This is a genomic window from Mesorhizobium sp. M0815 (genome assembly GCF_040319995.1).
In the GTDB taxonomy this organism is placed as follows: Bacteria; Pseudomonadota; Alphaproteobacteria; order Rhizobiales; family Rhizobiaceae; genus Mesorhizobium.
In genome coordinates this window covers 482,912-500,423 of record NZ_JAMYOU010000001.1, presented here as the reverse complement: position 1 = coordinate 500,423, position 17,512 = coordinate 482,912, and the positions used below count along the sequence as shown (strand labels likewise).

The 17,512-nt window shown below is 64.6% G+C and carries 12 protein-coding genes and 1 pseudogene; 4 read left to right on the top strand and 9 right to left on the bottom strand.

The window, feature by feature from the left end:
• Window positions 1-3 precede the first annotated feature (3 nt).
• The 3 genes from NKI01_RS02360 (at window position 4) to NKI01_RS02350 (ending at window position 3,483) form a co-directional block, all read left to right on the top strand.
• Entirely contained in the window at window positions 4-1,302 is a 1,299-nt protein-coding gene (locus tag NKI01_RS02360; protein ID WP_352961762.1) for a cytosine deaminase, read from the top strand.
• Window positions 1,302-2,699: an FAD-binding oxidoreductase gene (locus NKI01_RS02355; protein ID WP_352961759.1), complete on the top strand. Its 1,398-nt coding sequence runs from the start codon at window positions 1,302-1,304 to the stop codon at window positions 2,697-2,699. The genes NKI01_RS02360 and NKI01_RS02355 overlap by 1 nt, the downstream gene beginning before the upstream one ends.
• Window positions 2,700-2,901: 202 nt before the next feature.
• Complete coding sequence (locus tag NKI01_RS02350) at window positions 2,902-3,483, top strand: NAD(P)H-dependent oxidoreductase (protein ID WP_352961713.1); 582 nt, start codon at window positions 2,902-2,904, stop codon at window positions 3,481-3,483.
• Between the two features lies 1 nt (window position 3,484).
• Here the strand turns inward: NKI01_RS02350 and NKI01_RS02345 are convergent, their stop codons facing one another.
• The 5 genes and pseudogenes from NKI01_RS02345 to NKI01_RS02325 all read right to left on the bottom strand — a co-directional run bounded on the left by NKI01_RS02345 (window position 3,485) and on the right by NKI01_RS02325 (window position 11,091).
• Complete coding sequence (locus NKI01_RS02345; protein WP_352961710.1) at window positions 3,485-5,959, bottom strand: GcvT family protein; 2,475 nt, start codon at window positions 5,957-5,959, stop codon at window positions 3,485-3,487.
• Window positions 5,956-7,137 (bottom strand): pyridoxal phosphate-dependent aminotransferase, encoded by a 1,182-nt coding sequence (locus NKI01_RS02340; RefSeq protein ID WP_023719911.1) that lies wholly within the window; start codon window positions 7,135-7,137, stop codon window positions 5,956-5,958. Before NKI01_RS02340 ends, NKI01_RS02345 begins: the two co-directional genes overlap by 4 nt.
• Window positions 7,137-8,034, bottom strand: a pseudogene (locus NKI01_RS02335) (homocysteine S-methyltransferase family protein). The gene NKI01_RS02340 and the pseudogene NKI01_RS02335 overlap by 1 nt, the downstream one beginning before the upstream one ends.
• The gene (locus NKI01_RS02330) at window positions 8,031-10,484 is read right to left on the bottom strand and encodes a GcvT family protein (RefSeq protein ID WP_352961707.1); all 2,454 of its coding nucleotides are present in this window, start codon (window positions 10,482-10,484) and stop codon (window positions 8,031-8,033) included. Before NKI01_RS02330 ends, NKI01_RS02335 begins: the two are co-directional and overlap by 4 nt.
• Window positions 10,485-10,497: 13 nt before the next feature.
• Window positions 10,498-11,091, bottom strand: a complete 594-nt coding sequence (locus tag NKI01_RS02325; protein ID WP_352791108.1) for a helix-turn-helix domain-containing protein — start codon at window positions 11,089-11,091, stop codon at window positions 10,498-10,500.
• Between the two features lie 273 nt (window positions 11,092-11,364).
• Here NKI01_RS02325 and NKI01_RS02320 point away from each other — a divergent pair, with 273 nt between their 5' ends.
• Window positions 11,365-12,063, top strand: coding sequence for a nitroreductase (locus tag NKI01_RS02320; RefSeq protein WP_352484513.1), 699 nt, complete (start codon window positions 11,365-11,367; stop codon window positions 12,061-12,063).
• Between the two features lie 20 nt (window positions 12,064-12,083).
• Here NKI01_RS02320 and NKI01_RS02315 read toward each other — a convergent pair whose 3' ends face one another.
• From NKI01_RS02315 to NKI01_RS02300, 4 genes are all read right to left on the bottom strand, one after another.
• On the bottom strand, window positions 12,084-12,671 hold the full coding sequence (locus NKI01_RS02315) for a sarcosine oxidase subunit gamma (protein WP_352484514.1): 588 nt from the start codon (window positions 12,669-12,671) through the stop codon (window positions 12,084-12,086).
• Window positions 12,664-15,660 (bottom strand): sarcosine oxidase subunit alpha, encoded by a 2,997-nt coding sequence (locus tag NKI01_RS02310; protein WP_352961702.1) that lies wholly within the window; start codon window positions 15,658-15,660, stop codon window positions 12,664-12,666. Before NKI01_RS02310 ends, NKI01_RS02315 begins: the two co-directional genes overlap by 8 nt.
• Complete coding sequence (locus NKI01_RS02305) at window positions 15,657-15,953, bottom strand: sarcosine oxidase subunit delta (RefSeq protein WP_023719917.1); 297 nt, start codon at window positions 15,951-15,953, stop codon at window positions 15,657-15,659. The genes NKI01_RS02310 and NKI01_RS02305 overlap by 4 nt, the downstream gene beginning before the upstream one ends.
• A 91-nt stretch (window positions 15,954-16,044) precedes the next feature.
• On the bottom strand, window positions 16,045-17,304 hold the full coding sequence (locus NKI01_RS02300) for a sarcosine oxidase subunit beta (RefSeq protein ID WP_352861090.1): 1,260 nt from the start codon (window positions 17,302-17,304) through the stop codon (window positions 16,045-16,047).
• Window positions 17,305-17,512 lie beyond the last annotated feature (208 nt).

Sequence of the window (17,512 nt, the reverse complement as noted above, 5' to 3'; positions counted from 1 at the left end):
GCCTTGATACCAGCTTCTGGTTCCTACCATCTCGCCAAGGTTCGGCTTCATGCCTCACTGACGCCGGGCTTTTCTGGAGCCTTCGATACCGACGGGTTTGGGCTCGCCGATATCGCCATCGCCGATGGCAAGATCTCCGGGATTACGGCGCATCGATCCAACGCATCGGCGGACGCCCTCGACCTCGGCGGCCGGATCGTCTTGCCGTGTTTCGTCGACTGTCACACCCATATCGACAAGGGCCATATCTGGCCGCGAAAGCCCAATCCCGACGGCACTTTCATGGGCGCGTTGAACGCGACCGGCGCCGACCGCGCGGCGCGCTGGAGCGCCGACGACGTTGCCCGCCGCATGGATTTTTCGCTGCGCTCTGCCTATGCGCATGGCACCAAGGCGCTGCGTACGCATCTCGACAGCGTTGCGCCGCAGGAAGAGATCTCCTGGCCGGTGTTCGAGACGATGCGGGAGAAATGGCGCGGCCGCATCGAGCTGCAGGCGGCCTGCCTGCTCGGCATCGAAGGCGTGCGCGACAGGAAATGGTTCGAGAGGCTGGCCAAGCGGGTGGCTGCCGCCAAGGGCGTGCTCGGCGTCGTCACCTATATGGTGCCGGACCTCGAGGAACTGCTTGACCAGGTGTTTGCGCAGGCGATCAAGCATGGCCTCGACCTCGATTTCCATGCCGACGAGACCGACGATGTCTCGGCGATCTCGCTCAAGAAGATTGCCGAAGCCGCCCTCTGGAACGGTTTTGACGGGAACATCCTGGTCGGCCATTGCTGCTCGCTGGCGCGCCAGCCCGATCTCGAGGTGCTCGACACGCTGGACAAGGTCGCCAAGGCCGGCTTGGCGGTGGTGTCGCTGCCGATGTGCAATCTCTATTTGCAGGACCGGCGCGGCGACAACACCACGCCGCGCTGGCGCGGGGTGACGCTGCTGCACGAGATGAAGGCGCGCGGCATTGCCGTCGCCGTCGCCTCCGACAATACGCGCGACCCGTTCTACGCCTATGGCGATCTCGACATGCTGGAGGTCTATCGCACGGCGACGCGCATCCTGCATCTCGACCATCCCGTCGCTGACTGGCCGCAAGCGGTGACAGCGACGCCGGCCAAGGTGATGCGGCTCGATGGTTTCGGCACGCTTGCCGCCGGAGGGCCGGCCGATTTCGTCGTCTTCAAGGGGCGAAGCTGGACGGAATTGCTGTCGCGGCCCGAATCCGATCGCATCGTGGTGCGCGACGGCCAGGCGATCGAACGCCAGCTGCCCGATTATGCCGAACTCGATGATCTGATGGTGGAATGATGGATATTGCGGCGCTCAAGCGCGACCTGGACGGCCTCAAGGTCGACGACCATCCGGCGATCGTCCAGCAGAAGAGCCGCGACTTCTACTGGTACAGCCCGGTGCTGAAGCAGCAGCTCGAGCATGTCACCGGCGACCTGATCGTGACGCCGAAAACGGAAGACGAGGTCGTCCGCGTGCTCGCCGCCTGCCACCGGCATGGCGTGCCGGTGACGCCGCGCGGCAGCGGCACCGGCAATTACGGGCAGGCGATGCCCCTGTCCGGCGGCGTCGTGCTCAATCTCGCCGAGATGAACGCGATCAAGGCGATCGCGCCCGGTCGTGTCGTCACCGGTCCCGGCGCCGTGCTCGCCGACATCGACAAGGCGACTCGGGCGCATTCCGGCCAGGAGCTCCGCATGTCGCCGTCGACCTACAACACGGCATCGATCGGCGGCTTCGTCGCCGGCGGCTCCGGCGGTATTGGCTCGATCCGCTGGGGCGGCTTGCGCGACCTCGGCAACGTCATCCGGCTGAGGACCGTGACGATGGAGGCACAGCCCCGCGTCATGGAGCTCACCGGCGAGGACGTGCTGAAAGTGATGCACGCCTACGGCACCAACGGCATCATCACCGAAGTCGAGATGCCGCTAACCGCCAGTTATGACTGGATCGACGTCATCGTCGGCTTCGACGATTTCATGGATGCGGCCGGCTTCGGCAACGATCTCGCCATCCAGGACGGCATCCTGGCGAAGCTGATCACGCCGATAGCAGCACCCATCCCCTACGATTACTTCAAGCGCTACCAGCGGTTTTTCCGGCGCGGCCAAAGCATCGTCGTCCTGATGATCGCGCCGCATGCGATGGATGCCTTCCTCGCCTTCACTGCGCGCAGTAAGGGCGAGATCGTCTTTCGCGCCGATAAGGAGGCCGATCTCAAGGGGCTGCCGCCGGCCTATGAGCTGACCTGGAACCACACCACGCTGCGCGCCATCCGGGTCGACCCGACGATCACCTATCTGCAGACCCGCTACCCGTCGCCGGACCACCTCGGCCACGTCAAGGCAATGGTCGAAGGCTTCGGCGACGAGGTGCCGGCGCATCTCGAATTCATCCGCTTCGACGGCGCCATCGGCATCGCAGGGCTGCCGCTGGTGCGCTTCACCACGGCGGAGCGGCTGGACGAGATCATCCGCATCCACGAGGACAATGGCTGCTGGATCTTCAACCCGCACCGCTACACGCTGGAAGAAGGCGGCATGAAGCGGACGGATGAAGTGCAACTGGCTTTCAAGCGTGAGACCGACCCGCAAGGGCTACTCAATCCGGGCAAGATGATCGCCTGGGAAAACCCGGACTATGATTATCGCTCAGGCAAGTCGTTCCTGTTCAAGGGGCTGGAGAAGACGGGTTGAGGAGAGGTTTGCGCTTGAACACCCCCCTCTGGCCTGCCAGCCATCTCCCCCTCAAGGGGGGAGATCGGCTGTCGGTATCGCTTTCGCCAGTTGACGACGTTGGAAGATGGTCGAGACGATGGAACCGCCAATCTCCCCCCTTGAGGGGGAGATGCCCGGTAGGGCAGAGGGGGGTGCCTCGCGCCGACCTGCGAGGACTTGGGTGAACATCCTCGTCCTCTACGCTCATCCGGTCGAGACCAGCTTCAATGCCGGTCTGCACCGGACCATCGTCGAGCGGCTGAAGGCCGCCGGCCATGCCGTCGACGATTGCGATCTCTATGCCGAGGGGTTCGATCCCAGGCTGACGCGGGCCGAACGGCTCTCCTATCACGACGCGCGCAGTGACGGCGATCCTGCAGCGGCTTACGTCGAGCGCTTGCTGTGGGCCGAGGCGCTGGTGCTGTCATTTCCGGTGTGGAACTTCGGCTATCCGGCCATTCTGAAAGGCTTTTTCGATCGCGTCTTCCTGCCCGGCGTGTCGTTCAAATTGGTTGACGGCAAGGTGCAGCCGTCGCTGCAGAACATTCGCAAGGTCGCCGCGGTCGCCACCTATGGCGGCAGTCGGTTCCGCGCCATGCTGATGGGCGACCCGCCGCGCAAGCTGGTCAAGCGGGTGCTGCGTGCGACCATCAAGCCTGGCGGCTCGGTTTCCTACCTCGCGCAGTACTCGATGAACCTATCGACCGACGAGAGGCGGACGAGGTTCGTGGCGAAGGTCGCGGCCGAGATGGATGCGTTCTGAGCTACATCCGCACTCGCTCGGCCTTCGGATCGTACATCGGCTTGAGCGAGGCCTCGGCGGCAAAGCGCTCGCCGGCGATCTCGATCTCGTAGGACGACGACAGCACATCCGCCTCGCTCTCACCCTTGCAAGGCACGTAGCCAAGCCCGATTGCGCCGCCGAGATGATGGCCGTAATTGCCCGAGGTGATCGGACCGACGATCTTGCCGTCGCGCAGGATCGCCTCGTTGTGGAAGAGCAGCGGCTCGGGGTCGTTCAGGCGGAACTGCACCAGCCGGCGTGACAGGCCGGTTTCTCTCTTCTTCAGCACCGCATCGCGGCCGAGGAAATAGCTCTTGGCCGTCTTCACGGCGAAGCCAAGGCCGGCCTCCAGCACATTGTCTTCGTCGGTGATGTCGTGGCCGAAATGCCGGAACGCCTTTTCGATGCGGCAGGAGTCCAGCGTGTGCAGGCCGCATAGCTTCAGACCGACATCGGCGCCGGCCTCTTCTATCGCCTCGAAGACGTGGGCGGCCTGATCGGTCGAGACATAAAGCTCCCAGCCGAGCTCGCCGACATAGGTGACGCGGTGGGCGCGGGCCAGGCCCATGCCGATCTCGATCTCCTGAAACGTTCCGAACGGATTGTTGTCATTGGAGAAATCATTCGGGCTGACCTTTTGGATCAGCTTCCTCGAATCCGGGCCCATCAGGCAAAGCACCGCTTCGGCAGCGGTCACCTCGGTAATGACGACGAACTCGTCGGCAAGATGTTTTTTCAGCCAGGCCAGATCGCGCTGCAGCGTGGCGCCCGGCACGACGAGGAAGAAGGCTGTTTCGGACAATCGCGAGACGGTCAGATCGCTCTCGATACCGCCGCGCTGGTTGAGCATCTGGGTGTAGACGATCTTGCCCGGCGCCACGTCCATGTCGTTGGCGCAGAGCCTTTGCAGGAAGGCGCAGGCGTCGCGGCCTTCGACGCGGATCTTGCCGAACGAGGTCATGTCGAACAGGCCGACGCCGTTCCGGACCGCCAGATGCTCCTCGCGCTGGTTGTCGAACCAGTTCTGCCGTTTCCACGAATAGCGGTATTCGCGCTCCTGGCCGGGCCTAGCGAACCAGTTGGCGCGCTCCCAGCCGGCGACCTCGCCGAACACCGCGCCGCGCGTCTTCAGGTGCTCGTGCAGCGGCGAACGCCTCACGTTCCGCGAGGTTGCCATCTGCCGGTAAGGAAAATGATCGGCGTAGAGCAGGCCGAGCGTTTCGGAGACGCGCTCCTTGAGATAGCGGCGGTTCTTCTGGAACGGCTGGGCGCGGCGGATGTCGACCTCCCAGAGATCGAACGGCGCCTCGCCGTCATTGATCCATTGCGCCAGCGCCATGCCGGCGCCGCCGGAGGAGACGATGCCGATCGAATTGTAGCCGGTCGCCATCCAGTAGCCGGAAAGCTCCGGCGCCTCGCCGAGATAATAACGGTCGTCGGGGGTAAAACTCTCTGGGCCGTTGAAGAAGGTGTGGATGCCGGCGGTGGCCAGCATCGGCATGCGGTTGATGCCCATTTCGAGGATCGGCTCGAAATGGTCCATGTCCTGCGGCAACTGGTCGAAGCAGAACTCCTCGCTTATGCCGTTCATGCCCCACGGCTTGGCCACCGGCTCGAAAGCGCCGAGCATCATCTTGCCGGCATCTTCCTTGTAGTAGGCGCATTCGTCCGGCACGCGCAGCACCGGCAGGCGGGAGAGCCCCGGGATCGGCTCGGTGACGAGATAGAAATGCTCGCAGGCGTGCAGCGGGATGGTGACGCCGTTCTGGGCGCCAAGTTCGCGTGCCCACATGCCGGCGCAGTTGACGACGATATCGGCTTCGATCGTGCCTTGCTCGTCGCCTTGCGCCCAGGAGACGCCGGTGACGCGGCCGGCCCTGGTATGAACCTTGGTGACCTTCACGTTCTCCAGGATGGTCGCACCGCGCTGACGTGCGCCCTTGGCCAAGGCCATGGCGATGTTGGCCGGATCGCACTGGCCGTCGAGCGGCAGATGCACGGCGCCGACAACATCCGAAACATTGAGATGCGGGTACATCTCCTTGACTTCACCTGGCGAAATCTCGCGCACGTCGACATCGAAGGCGCGGGCGAGAGACGCCTGCCGATAGATCTCGTGCTTGCGCTCCTCGGTAAGCGCCACCGTGATCGAGCCAACCTGGCGCATGCCGGTGCCGACATCGGTCTCGGCCTCGAGCTTGACGTAGAGATCGGCCGAATACTTCGCCAGCCGGGTCATGTTCTGCGAGCCGCGCAGCTGGCCGATCAGGCCGGCAGCGTGCCATGTCGTGCCCGATGTCAGCTGCTTGCGCTCGAGCAGAACGATGTCGGTCCAGCCGAGCTTGGCCAGATGATAGGCGACCGAGCAGCCGGAGACGCCGCCACCGATGATGACCGCCCTTGCTTTGGGAGGAATGGCCTTGGTCGGTATGGTTTTGGCGGGCGGCGAGTTCATGCGGCTTCGCGGCGGTAGCTGGAGGCGAAGCGGCGCAGGCGCGTGGCAGCCTCCATCAGCACCGGCTCAGGCTGGCAGAGGCTGAAGCGGATGTGGCCGGCTGCAGCTTCGCCGAAGCTCGAGCCGGGCATGACGCCGACCTTCTCCTGGTCGAGGAACGCCCAGGCGAATTTCTCATCGTCCGGCTCGATCGCCGATATGTCGAGCATCACGTACATGCCGCCCTCGGAGCCGCGCACGGTGATGTTGTTCATGCCGCGCATGGCATCGAGAACGACGGCGCGCCTTGCGGCATAGCGCTCGGCGATCTCCTTGACGCCGTAGCCGTTTTCGAGCGCCTCGGCGCAGGCGAGGCTGATGAAGGCCGGCAGGCCGTAGGTCATCACCAGATTGAGGTCGGTCAGCAGCGAGACCATTGGTTCGGGCCCGGTCAGCCAGCCCATGCGCCAGCCGGTCATGCCGTGGCTCTTGGACATCGAATTGATGACCAGCGTACGTTCGGCCATGCCGGGCAGCGAGCGTGGTGAGACGTGCTCGCCGCCACCCAGCGTCCAGTAGACCTCGTCCGACAGCAGCCATAGGTCATGCTCGCGGCAGATCTGCGCCAGCTCTTCCAGGCGCTCGCGCAAATAGACGGCACCGGTCGGGTTGTTCGGCGTGTTGATCAGAATGGCGCGGGTGTTCGGCCGTAGGGCGGCGCGGATCTCGGCGGCGCGCGGCTGAAAGCCATCCTCGGCGGGTGTCTCGACGACGCTGAACGCGGCGCCCGCCGCGCTGAAGGTATTGGGATAGGTGGCGTAATAGGGCGCGACGACGATGGCATGGTCGCCCTGGTCGAGAACAGCTTGAATAGCTGCGTAAAGCGCGGCCTGCCCGCCCGGCGTGGCGATGACCTGGTCGGGGCTGGTCGCAACACCGGTGCAGAGCGTCGAGGCCGCCGCCATCGCCTTGCGCAGCCGCGGAACGCCGGCAAGTGGGGTGTAGTGGTGATTGCTGGCGCGGACCGCCGTCACGCAGGCTTCGATCGTCTCGCTCGGCGTGTCGAAATCATGGTCGCCGACCGACAGCATGATGATGTCCTCGCCGGCCTGCTTGCGCGCCCAGGCAGCGGAATGAACCTCCCAGCCATCCTTGCCCGAAGGCACGATGCCGGAAATGCGCGATGATGGCCTGGGCATTATGCTACTCCCGAAATTTCGTAGCCGGCCTGTTCGAGCCGGTCGCGCAAGGCGGCGATGTGGGCCGGTCCGACTTCGCAGCAGCCGCCGACGATGCCGGCGCCGGCCTCGACCCAGCCGATCGCCTGGCCGGCATAGGCGTCCGGATCGAGGTCGTGGCGGGCGTGCAGCACTTCGACGGTGCCGCCATGCTTGAGCGCCTCGACCGAGGTGAAGCCATTGGCATAGGCGCCGACCGCACCGCCGAGAGCGATCAGTCCGGGCAGCGCTGCAGCGATCGCTTCGGGCCGACAGCAATTGATCAGCCGGGCCGCGACGGGTAGGCCGTCAAGAGCGCCCGACGCCGCCGCAATGGCTTCGCCGCTGCGCAGGCGCGGCATGCCGTGATCCGCGAGCGTCCACGACACCCAGACAGGCTTGCCGCTTTCCGATGCCGCGGTGACGGCGGCGCGCGCCTCTTCGGCCGACGCCATGGTTTCGCACAGAAACAGATCGACGCCGTCCGCCTGCTCGGCAACTATACGGCGATAGATGTCGAGCGTATCCTGGAAGGATATCGTCAGCGCCGGCGCATAGCTGCCGAACAGCGGCGACAGGCAGCCGGCGATCGCCGCGTCGCCGGTCTGGTCGCGTGCTTGCCTTGCCAGTTCGATGCCGCGCTTCTGCAGGCTTGAACAGCTCTTCCGCGCCCTCGCGCGCCAGCCGCTCCGGCGTTGCGGAATAAGTGTTGATGGTGATGACGCGGGCTCCGGCGCGGATGAATTCCGCATGCAGGTCGCGCACCAGATCCGGTTCGTCGATCAGCACCCTGGCCGACCAGAGCGGCGTCGGCTCGGAGCTGCTGCGGCGGACCAGCTCCTGGCCCATGCCGCCATCGGTGAGGATGACTTTCTTCATGCTTTGAGCCTCTCGTTCTTCGGATCCCATAACGGCTCATCCTTCTGCACGATCGCCCGAAAACGTTCGCCGAAGATATCGACCTCGACCGCGGTTCCCGGCTCGGTGAGGTCGGCGCGCAGCATGCCGAGCGCGATCGACTTGTCGATGCGATGACCCCAGCCGCCGGATGTCGTCTCGCCGACGATCCGGCCGTCATGCCAAAGCGTCGACATGTAAGGTGTGTCGCAGTCGCCGGGATTTTCGACGACCAGCGTGACGAAGCGTTTCTTGACGCCTTGCTGCTTTTCGCTCTGCAACGCCGCCTTACCGCGGAAGTCGGGCTTGTCCCATCTGACGAAGCGCTCCAGCCCGCCCTGCAGGATCGAGTAGTCGGTCGACAGATCGCCCTTCCACGTACGGTAGCCTTTTTCGAGCCGCAGCGAATCCAGCGCGTACATGCCGAATGGTTTCAGGCCGTGCCTCTGGCCGGCCGCCCAGACAGCGTCGAAGATGACTGCGGTATCGTCGACCTTGCTGTGGATTTCCCAGCCGAGCTCGCCAGCGAAGGATACGCGCACCAGCTTGGCCCAGCGCCCGGCGATCGATGTTTCCTGATGCGTCAGCCAGGGCAGGGTGAGGTCGGCCGCGCAGAGTTCGGCGAGGATGTTTCGCGAGTTGGGTCCGGCGAGGATCTGGGTCGAATACTCTTCTGTCCGGTCAGTCAACTTGAACGTCGCGTCCTTCGGCATGCGCGATTTCAGCCATTCGAAATCGTGCCACTGCGCCACCGCGGCGGTGATCAGCGTCATGTGATCTTCGTCGTGACGCACCACCGACATCTCGGTGACGACGCGGCCCTTGTCGTCGGCAAAGTAGACGAGGCCGATGCGGCCGGGTTTCGGCACCAGGCCTGTCACCTGGAGGCTCAGCCATTCGGCGGCACCCGGACCGTCTAGATTGAACCGGGAAAATCCCGGCAGGTCCAGAATGCCGGCGGCATCGCGGACGGCGAGGCATTCCTCGCGCACACGATGCTGCCAGGGGCCGTCACGGCGGAAGGTCAGCGTGGATTGTTCGGAGATGTCGTCGCCTGGCTTCGCATACCAGGTGGCGCGTTCCCAGCCATTATAGGCGTCGAACTGGGCGCCGAACGCCTTGATGCGGCCGTGGAGCGGCGACAGCTTGCGGTCGCGCCCAGCCGGCCAGGCGTGGCGCGGGAATTGGATGGCATACTCGTTGCCGTAGATCTCCATGCCCTTGGCGACGCAGTAATCCGGCGCCGACGCAAAGGCGGTGAAACGGCGTGGATCGCAGGACCACATGTCCCATTCGGTCTGGCCCTCGGTCACCCACTCGGCCAGCACTTTGCCGGCGCCGCCGCCCTGGGCGATGCCGAAGGTGAAGACGCAGGCCTCGAAGGCGTTGGGCACGCCGGGCATCGGGCCGATCAGCGGGTTGCCGTCCGGCGCATAGGGGATCGGCCCGTTGATGACCTTGGACAGCCCGGCGGTGCCGAGGATCGGCACGCGGGCGACGGCATCGGCCAGGTAATGTTCCAGCCGGTCGAGGTCGTCGGGAAACAGCTGGAACGAAAAGTCGTCCGGCATCGGGTCGTTGTGGCCGACCCAATGGGCGCGGCAATTGCGCTCATAGGGGCCGAGGTTCATGCCGTTCTTTTCCTGGCGCAGATAATAGGACGTATCGACGTCGCGCAGCAGCGGCAGCTTCTTGCCTTGTTCCTTCGACCACGCCGCCAGTTCGGGGATTTCCTCAAACAGGATGTATTGATGGCTCATCACCATCATCGGCACCTCGCGGCCGAACATCCTGCCGACTTCGGCGGCGCGGTAGCCGGCGGCGTTGACGACGATCTCGCAGCGAATCTCGCCTTGCGGCGTCTCGACCACCCACTCGTCGTTCTCGCGGCGCACGCCGGTGACCGGGCAGAAGCGGATGATCTTCGCACCCATGTCGCGCGCCCCCTTGGCCAGCGCCTGGGTCAATTGCGCCGGGTCGATGTCGCCGTCGCTCGGATCGTAGAGCGCGCCCTTCAGCTCATGCGTTTCGATGAAGGGGTAGCGGCGCTTGATCTCGTCGGGGCCGACGACATTGATGTCCATGCCCTGATAGCGGCCCATGCCCTTGGCGCGCTGGAATTCCTGCATACGCTCGATCGTATGGGCGAGCCTGAGCGAGCCGGTGACATGATAGTTCATGGGATAGCCGACCTCGTCGGCCAACCGGCGATAGAGCTCGGTCGAATAGCGCTGCATGTTCATCAGCGACCATGACGAGGAGAACGTCGGCACGTTGCCGGCGGCATGCCAGGTCGAGCCGGAAGTCAGCTCGTTCTTCTCCAGAAGCACGCAGTCGGTCCAGCCCGCCTTGGCGAGATGATAGAGCGAGGAGGCGCCGACGGCACCGCCTCCGATGATCACCACGCGTGCCGTGGTCGGCAAACTGGCCATGTTCTTCTCCAGATCAATAGACGGGCGGCGAAACCACCCAGATCACCACAGCCGGTTCCGCTCCAGGATTGCGCCAGCGGAACGGCTTGCCCTCAAAGCGGAAGGAGTCGCCTGCTCCAAGCCGGTGCCAGACGCCGGCGATTTCGATGTCGAAGCTGCCGGACGCGACGTAGCCGGCTTCCTCGGTCGGCCGGCGGGCCTCGGTCTTCAGCTCGGCACCGGGGGCGAAGACCGAACGCAGCATCTCGAAGCTACCGCCGAGATCCGGCGACAGAAGCTCCTCCACCAGGCCGGAATCGCTTGTGCCAAGGGTGCGCCGGTTGCCGGCGCGCACGACCACGCCGCGTTCGGTCTCGACAGGCACGTCATGGCTGAAGAACAGGCTGACCGGCACGCCGAACAATTCGGCGAAGGCCCTGAGATCGCCGAGCGACGGGATCGACAGGCCGCGCTCGACCTGACTGACCCAGCCGACGGAACGGCCGAGCTTCAGCCCGATTTCGGCAAGCGTCAGGCCGCGCGCCTTGCGCAACGCGCGAATGTCGCCGGCCAGCAGCCGTTCGCCGTTATCTTGTTCCGGTGTTGCGGCGGTTGAGGGCAAAGCCATCCCTGTCTCGATGAAAAATTCCCAGCAAATTTCATGTGACCGCAGGTCTGTGAAAAAATCAAGATGATTTTCATGAACCCACAAGATTTACTTGCGCCATTTTGACGGTTCAGGCAAAGGCTCGGCACACGAGCGGCGAGTGGGGCGTCCGGTCGAGGCGGATAGGGCGTCGAGCGTTCATAGAAACTCGCAAGGATGCTCCATCACTTCTAGTCGGCGCATGATCCTTTCCGGAAAAGCCGGGTTCCAGGATTATGCGCAAAGGGACGGCCCATGCTGGAAAACAACTCCCGGATTGCGGCGGCGATCGTCGATGACGCGATCACCTCGCGCCGGTCCGTACGCGCCTTCTTGCCTGACATGGTCGATGACGACACCATCCGCGATATTCTCGCCGTTGCCGCGCGCGCGCCTTCAGGCACCAACATGCAACCCTGGAAGGTCTATGTGACCAAGGGCGAGGTCAAGCAGCGCATCACCGACGCCATTCTCAGTTCGGGCATCCGCGCCGAAAAGGCGGAGTGGGACGAGTACCGCTACTATCCTGACCAGTTCTTCGAACCCTATCTGACGCGACGGCGGGCCAACGGCTTCGGCCTCTACGGCGTGCTCGGCATCGGCCGGCGCGAGGTCGACAGGATGCGCGCCCAGCACGACCGCAATTTCGTCTTCTTCGATGCGCCGGTCGGCATGATCTTCACCGTCGACCGGCGGCTGAACAAAGGGTCGTGGATCGATTACGGCATGTTCCTGCAGAACATCATGGTCGCGGCGCGGGGCAGGGGCCTACACACCTGCCCGCAGGCCGCCTTCGCGCCCTATCACCGGCAGATCAGGCCGGTGCTCGACATCCCCGACGAGGAGATCGTCGTGTGCGGCATGGCGCTCGGCCATGAGGATACGTCCAAGCCCGAAAATGCCTTCCGCACCGACCGCGCGCCGCTGGAAGAGTGGGTTACGTTCGCGGAGTAGGGTGACGACGCGCCGTCTAGCTACTGCACTTCGTAACCGACTTCCTCGCTGGCGTGGCAGAGCGCCTTCCAGAACGAGCGTGCGAACGAGCGGAACACATAAATGTCGAATTGATCGGCGCCGGTGCGCTGGATCTGCGCGAAGACGTCGTGATGCATGGTCGAGCGGCCGGCGCCGATCGGGAAGGCCGGCAGCGCGAAGTCGATGGCGAAGAATTTTGCCAGGACCCACTCGGCCTTCGGCCCGGCGATACGGATCGCGGTGCGGCCGTGCGAAAGGTCGGTCACCGTACCGATAGCCGGAGTGACGACGTCGGCAAAGGCCGACGCCAATCCCTCGGCCTCATCGACCATTGTGAACTTTCCCGGCGCGAAGCCGAACACCGATCTGACGCCGTCCGTGACGCCGCCGCCGGCGCCGTCGGGCAGAGCCAGGCCGGTGACCGCATGGATGCCGGCCATCAACGCCTTCTCCTGGCCGGGCCAGGCGGCGAGCTGCAGGATCGAACCCGGCCTGGTTTCGGAGAGGATGATTTCGACACCGTGCTCGAAATTGCCATGCGAGCCTGGATGCAGCACCGGCTCAAGCGGTGATTGGCGCTCAACCATGCATGCGGCTCCCGTCCGGATCGAAGAAATGGTTGGAGACGATCTCGACCGGCCCGAACCGGTTGCGCAACGGGTCGGAGACATAAGCGCGCGTGCCGCGCCGCGCCTTGCCGCCCTTGACCAAGGCAAGCGCTATATATTTGCCGAGCGCCGGCGAATAGCAGCAAGCGGTGATGTGACCGAGCGAGCCGTGCGGATTGGCTTCGTCAAGCTCCTCGACGATGTGTGCGCCGCCGTTTAGCGGCTGGTTGTCGAGCGAAACAATACCGACGAGTTCCAGGCGGTCGGGCGCGATCAGCCCCTCGCGATCCATCATCGCCGAACCGATAAACGGCTTCTTCTTCGACAGTATCCAGTCGAGATGCAGGTCGCGCCCCGTGGTACGACCGTCGATCTCGGCGCCGGTGACGTGGCCCTTCTCGATGCGCAGGGTGCCCAGCGCCTCCAGTCCGTAGGTCACCAGCCCGAACGGCTTGCCGGCTTCGATCAGCGCCTCCCAGACATGGGTGCCGTAACCGGTGCCGGAATAGACCTCGAAGGCCATTTCGCCGGAGAAGGACAGCCGGCAGATCATCACCGGCACGCCGGCGATTTCGCCGTGGACGATGCCCATGAAGGGCAGGGCGGCATTGTCGACAGCGGTGCCGCTGACGCAAGCAGCCAATATCTGCCTGGCGTTCGGCCCGCCGATGGCGGCACCGGCCCATTGGTCGGTGACCGAGGTGACGTGGACCTTCAGCTCCGGCCAGATCACGTCGAGAAAATACTCCAGATGCTGCATTACCTTGCCGGCATTGGCGGTGGTGGTGGTCATCAGGAAATCCTGCTCGCCAAGCCGCCAGGTGGTGCCGTCGTCGAAGGCGAGGCCGTCCTCGCGCAGCATTAGCCCATAACGCGCCTTGCCGACGGCCAGCGTCGAAAACATGTTGGTGTAGACGCGGTCGAGGAATTCCGCCGCGTCCGGGCCTTGCACCGCGATCTTGCCCAGTGTCGAGACGTCGACAATGCCGGCGCTCCCGCGCGTGGCTCTCGCCTCGCGCACATAGGCCTGCTCGATCGTTTCACCGGGATGGCCGTAGATCATCGGCCGGTACCAGAGGCCGGCCGAATACATGGTGGCGCCGTTGGCGACGTGCCAGTCATGCATCGGCGTCAGCCGCTCGGGCTTCAGATCGCCGAAGCGTTCGGCGGCAAGCGAGCCGATCGACACCGCCGAAAAAGGCGGACGAAAGCGCGTCGTGCCGACCTGCGGGATCGGCTTGCCCAGCGCCTCGGCCATGATGGCGAGGCCTGGTATGTTGGAGCTCTTGCCCTGGTCGGTCGCCATGCCGAGCGTGGTGTAGCGCTTCAGATGCTCGACCGAGACGAAGCCTTCGCGGTGTGCCAGACGCACGTCGTCGGCCGTCACGTCATGCTGGAAGTCGACGAAGCTTTTTCCTGCGGCCTTGATCTCGAACACCGGTGCCGGATCGGGATCGCCAGGTGCTGCCCCGACGGCAGGCAAGGCCGCCGGCGTGGCTGTTGCGCCCGCAGCGGAAAGGCCGGCGGCGCGACCTTCGGCGATCGCCTCGGCGGTGGAGAAACTGCCGGTGAAGGCGCCGGCGCCGATCCATTGCCGTGTTGTCGGTTTCGGCGGCAGGAACGCTTGTAACGCTTCGTTCCATTCCGCTTTGGCTCCGGCCTGGCTGGCCAGATGGATGGTCGGCGACCAGCCGCCCGACATCAGCAGGCAATCGGCGTGGATGCTGCGCGCATCGCCGGAAAGCGCACCACTGGCCATGTCGAAGCGCTGCACCTTGAAGCCGGAAAGCGCCTTGCCGCCCTCGGTGGCTATCACCGCGTGGCCAGAAAAGATCTCGGCTTCGGTCTCGCCGGCCAGCTTGCGCATTTCGCTCGAAAGCTCTGGGCGCGCGTCGACGATGGCGACGACCGCGGCACCGGCCTTCTTCAACGCCAGTGCTGCGCGATAGGCGCTGTCATTGTTGGTGAACAGCGCGACCCTGTGACCCGGCAGCACGCCATATTCATTGGCATAGCGCTCGGCCGCATGCGCCAGCATCACGCCTGGCCGATCATTGCCAGGAAAGACCAAGGGACGCTCCAGGGAGCCGGTGGCCAGCACCACCGATTTGGCGCGGATGGTCCAGTAGCGATGGCGCGGCTCGCCTTTGTCCGGCGTTTCCTTATGGTCGGTGACGCGTTCGATCGCGGCAAGCGTGTTGCCGTCGTAATAGCCCCAGACGGTGGTGCGCGGCAGCAGGCGAACATTGTCATGGCCTTCGAGCTGGCCGGCGGCGCGCGCCGCCCAGTCGGCGGCCGGCATGCCATCGATCGTCTCGCCCGACCAATTGGCCGAGCCGCCGAAATGCGGCTCGAGCTCGGCCAGGATGACGCGTGCACCCTGATCGGCGGCCGCCCTGGCGGCCATCAGCCCGGCCGGGCCGGAACCGACCACCAGCACGTCGCAAAACGCGTTCATGCGTTCGTAGCGCGCCGTATCGGGAGCCGTGCCTGCCTTGCCCAGGCCGGCGGCACGGCGGATGAAATGCTCGCAGAACATCCAGAAGCGCGTGCCCTTCAGCGGACCGACCACGGGTCCCATGAAGGTCTTGTAGTAGAAGCCGGCCGACAAAAGCTTGCCGCCGAGCTGGTTGATGGCATTGACGTCCCAGGCAAGCGAGGGGAAGCGGTTCTGGCTCATTGCGGCCAGCCCGTCATAGATCTCGACCATGGTGGCGGGAATGTTCGGCTCGCGAACCTCGCCCCTCAACACAGTCACGAGCGCGTTTGGCTCCTCGACGCCGGCAGTCAGCACGCCGCGCGGGCGGTGATATTTGAACGAACGCCCAAACAGGGTGACGCCGTTGGCCAGCAGCGCCGAAGCCAGCGTGTCGCCGGCATGGCCGGTATAAGGCGCGCCGTCGAAGGTGAAGCGGATGGTCCGCAGCCGGTCGATGCGGCCGCCGGTCTCGGTACGGCGCGGGCTCATGACTTGTCCTCGGCCCTGTGCCGCGCAACCGAGTTGTGGTCGCCGCGCGCGAAGGCAGTGCTGGAGATCTCGTGCGTCAGCGTGTTGCGCACCACCCTGAGATGGGCGCGGCAGCCGCCGGAATGCTGCCAGATCTCATTGTGGTCGCCGGCGGGGTTCAGCCGGTCGTAGACATAAGCGTTCCAGGCGTCGAGGTTTTGCGACGCGGGCTGTGGGCGCTGGCGATTGCCGTCGCCCTGATAGGTGAATTCGATAACGTCGCGCGGGCCGCAATAGGGGCAGGTGATGAGCATGGATCTCTTAAACTTCTCGTTTGACCATGATCTTGTCCGAAAACCGGTTTCCACTTTTCGCTGACGCGGACCTGCGGTTCGGGATCATGGCCTAATGCAGCCGGGGTGTGGCGCCCTGGCCCTTGTCGTCGATCACCATGCCACGGTAAAAGCGGTCGAGTGTGAAGGCCGCGTTGAGATCGTGCGGCTCGTCCTTGGCGATGGTCCAGGCAAAGCACCAGCCGGAAGCCGGCGTCGCCTTGAAGCCGCCATAACACCAGCCGCAATTGAGATACATGCCCGGCAGCGGGCCGGTGGTGATGATCGGCGAGCCGTCCATCGACATGTCGCAGACGCCGCCCCATGAGCGCAGCATGCGGACGCGGGCGAGCCCCGGGAACAGCGCCAGCATCTCGCTCATCACCTCATCGACGATCGGCAGGCTGCCGCGCTGGGCGTAGCTGTTGTAGCCGTCGAGGTCGCCGCCATAGACAAGACCGCCCTTGTCCGATTGCGACATATAGAAATGGCCCATGCCGAAGGTCAGGACCGTATCGATGAAGGGTTTTAGCGATTCCGTAACGAAGGCCTGCAGCACGTGGCTCTCGATCGGCATCGTCTCGATGCCGGCAAGCCGCATGACCCGCCCGGTGCTGCCGGCCACCGCTACCGCTACCTTCTTGGCGCGGATTTCGCCGCGCGTCGTCGTGACGCCGGTGATACGGTCGCCGTCGCGCAGGAAGCCGGTGACCTCGCAGTTTTCGATGATGTCGACGCCGCGGCGATCTGCGCCACGCGCATATCCCCAGGCGACCGCATCGTGGCGGGCGGTGCCGGCGCGTCGCTGCATCAGGCCGCCGACGATCGGGAAACGCGCCGTGGCGGAGACGTCCAGCGCCGGAACCAGGCGGGCGATCTCGGCCGTGGTCATCAGTTCGGCGTCGACGCCGAGATGGCGCATGGCGTTGCCGCGCCGGGCATAGTCGTCGAGCTGGGCAGGTGTGTGGGCGAGGTTCAGGCAGCCGCGCTGCGAGAACATGACGTTATAGTTGAGGTCATGCGACAGGTTCTCCCACAGTTTCATCGAATGTTCGTAGAAGCGCGTATTGGCGGGCAGCAGGTAGTTGGAACGGACCGCCGTGGTGTTGCGGCCGACATTGCCGGAACCGAGCCAGCCCTTCTCCAGCACCGCGACATTGGTGATGCCGTGCTCCTTGGCGAGATAGTAAGCGGTCGACAGGCCATGGCCGCCGCCGCCGATGACGATGACATCGTAGGACGCCTTCGGGTCGGGCTTGCGCCAGGCCGGCTTCCAGTCCTTGTTTCCGGTCAGCGCGTTCTTGAGAAGCGAAAAGGCCGAATATTCCGCCATTCTTATTGTCATCCATTTCAGGCTTGCGGCAGACTATAGAGCAGGCCGCCAACCCAAAGCCAAGATTGCGCCATCGCTTTTCGACTCCCCGACTTCGATTGGATTTGCCGACTTCGAAAGCGGGCCGTCAGGGACGGCTTGCCCCCAGATATGACGGTCTTTATCAAGAGCAGGCCTTTAGAACGCCTTACCGCCCGTGAGTCGCCAG

Coding starts and splice junctions, on each gene's coding strand:
- NKI01_RS02345 (WP_352961710.1), bottom strand. CDS start 5,959: ATGAACTCGCCGCCCGCCAAAACCATACCGACCAAGGCCATTCCTCCC.
- NKI01_RS02330 (WP_352961707.1), bottom strand. CDS start 10,484: ATGGCCAGTTTGCCGACCACGGCACGCGTGGTGATCATCGGAGGCGGT.
- NKI01_RS02320 (WP_352484513.1), top strand. CDS start 11,365: ATGCTGGAAAACAACTCCCGGATTGCGGCGGCGATCGTCGATGACGCG.
- NKI01_RS02310 (WP_352961702.1), bottom strand. CDS start 15,660: ATGAGCCCGCGCCGTACCGAGACCGGCGGCCGCATCGACCGGCTGCGG.
- NKI01_RS02300 (WP_352861090.1), bottom strand. CDS start 17,304: ATGGCGGAATATTCGGCCTTTTCGCTTCTCAAGAACGCGCTGACCGGA.
- NKI01_RS02305 (WP_023719917.1), bottom strand. CDS start 15,953: ATGCTCATCACCTGCCCCTATTGCGGCCCGCGCGACGTTATCGAATTC.
- NKI01_RS02340 (WP_023719911.1), bottom strand. CDS start 7,137: ATGCCCAGGCCATCATCGCGCATTTCCGGCATCGTGCCTTCGGGCAAG.
- NKI01_RS02355 (WP_352961759.1), top strand. CDS start 1,302: ATGGATATTGCGGCGCTCAAGCGCGACCTGGACGGCCTCAAGGTCGAC.
- NKI01_RS02325 (WP_352791108.1), bottom strand. CDS start 11,091: ATGGCTTTGCCCTCAACCGCCGCAACACCGGAACAAGATAACGGCGAA.
- NKI01_RS02315 (WP_352484514.1), bottom strand. CDS start 12,671: ATGGTTGAGCGCCAATCACCGCTTGAGCCGGTGCTGCATCCAGGCTCG.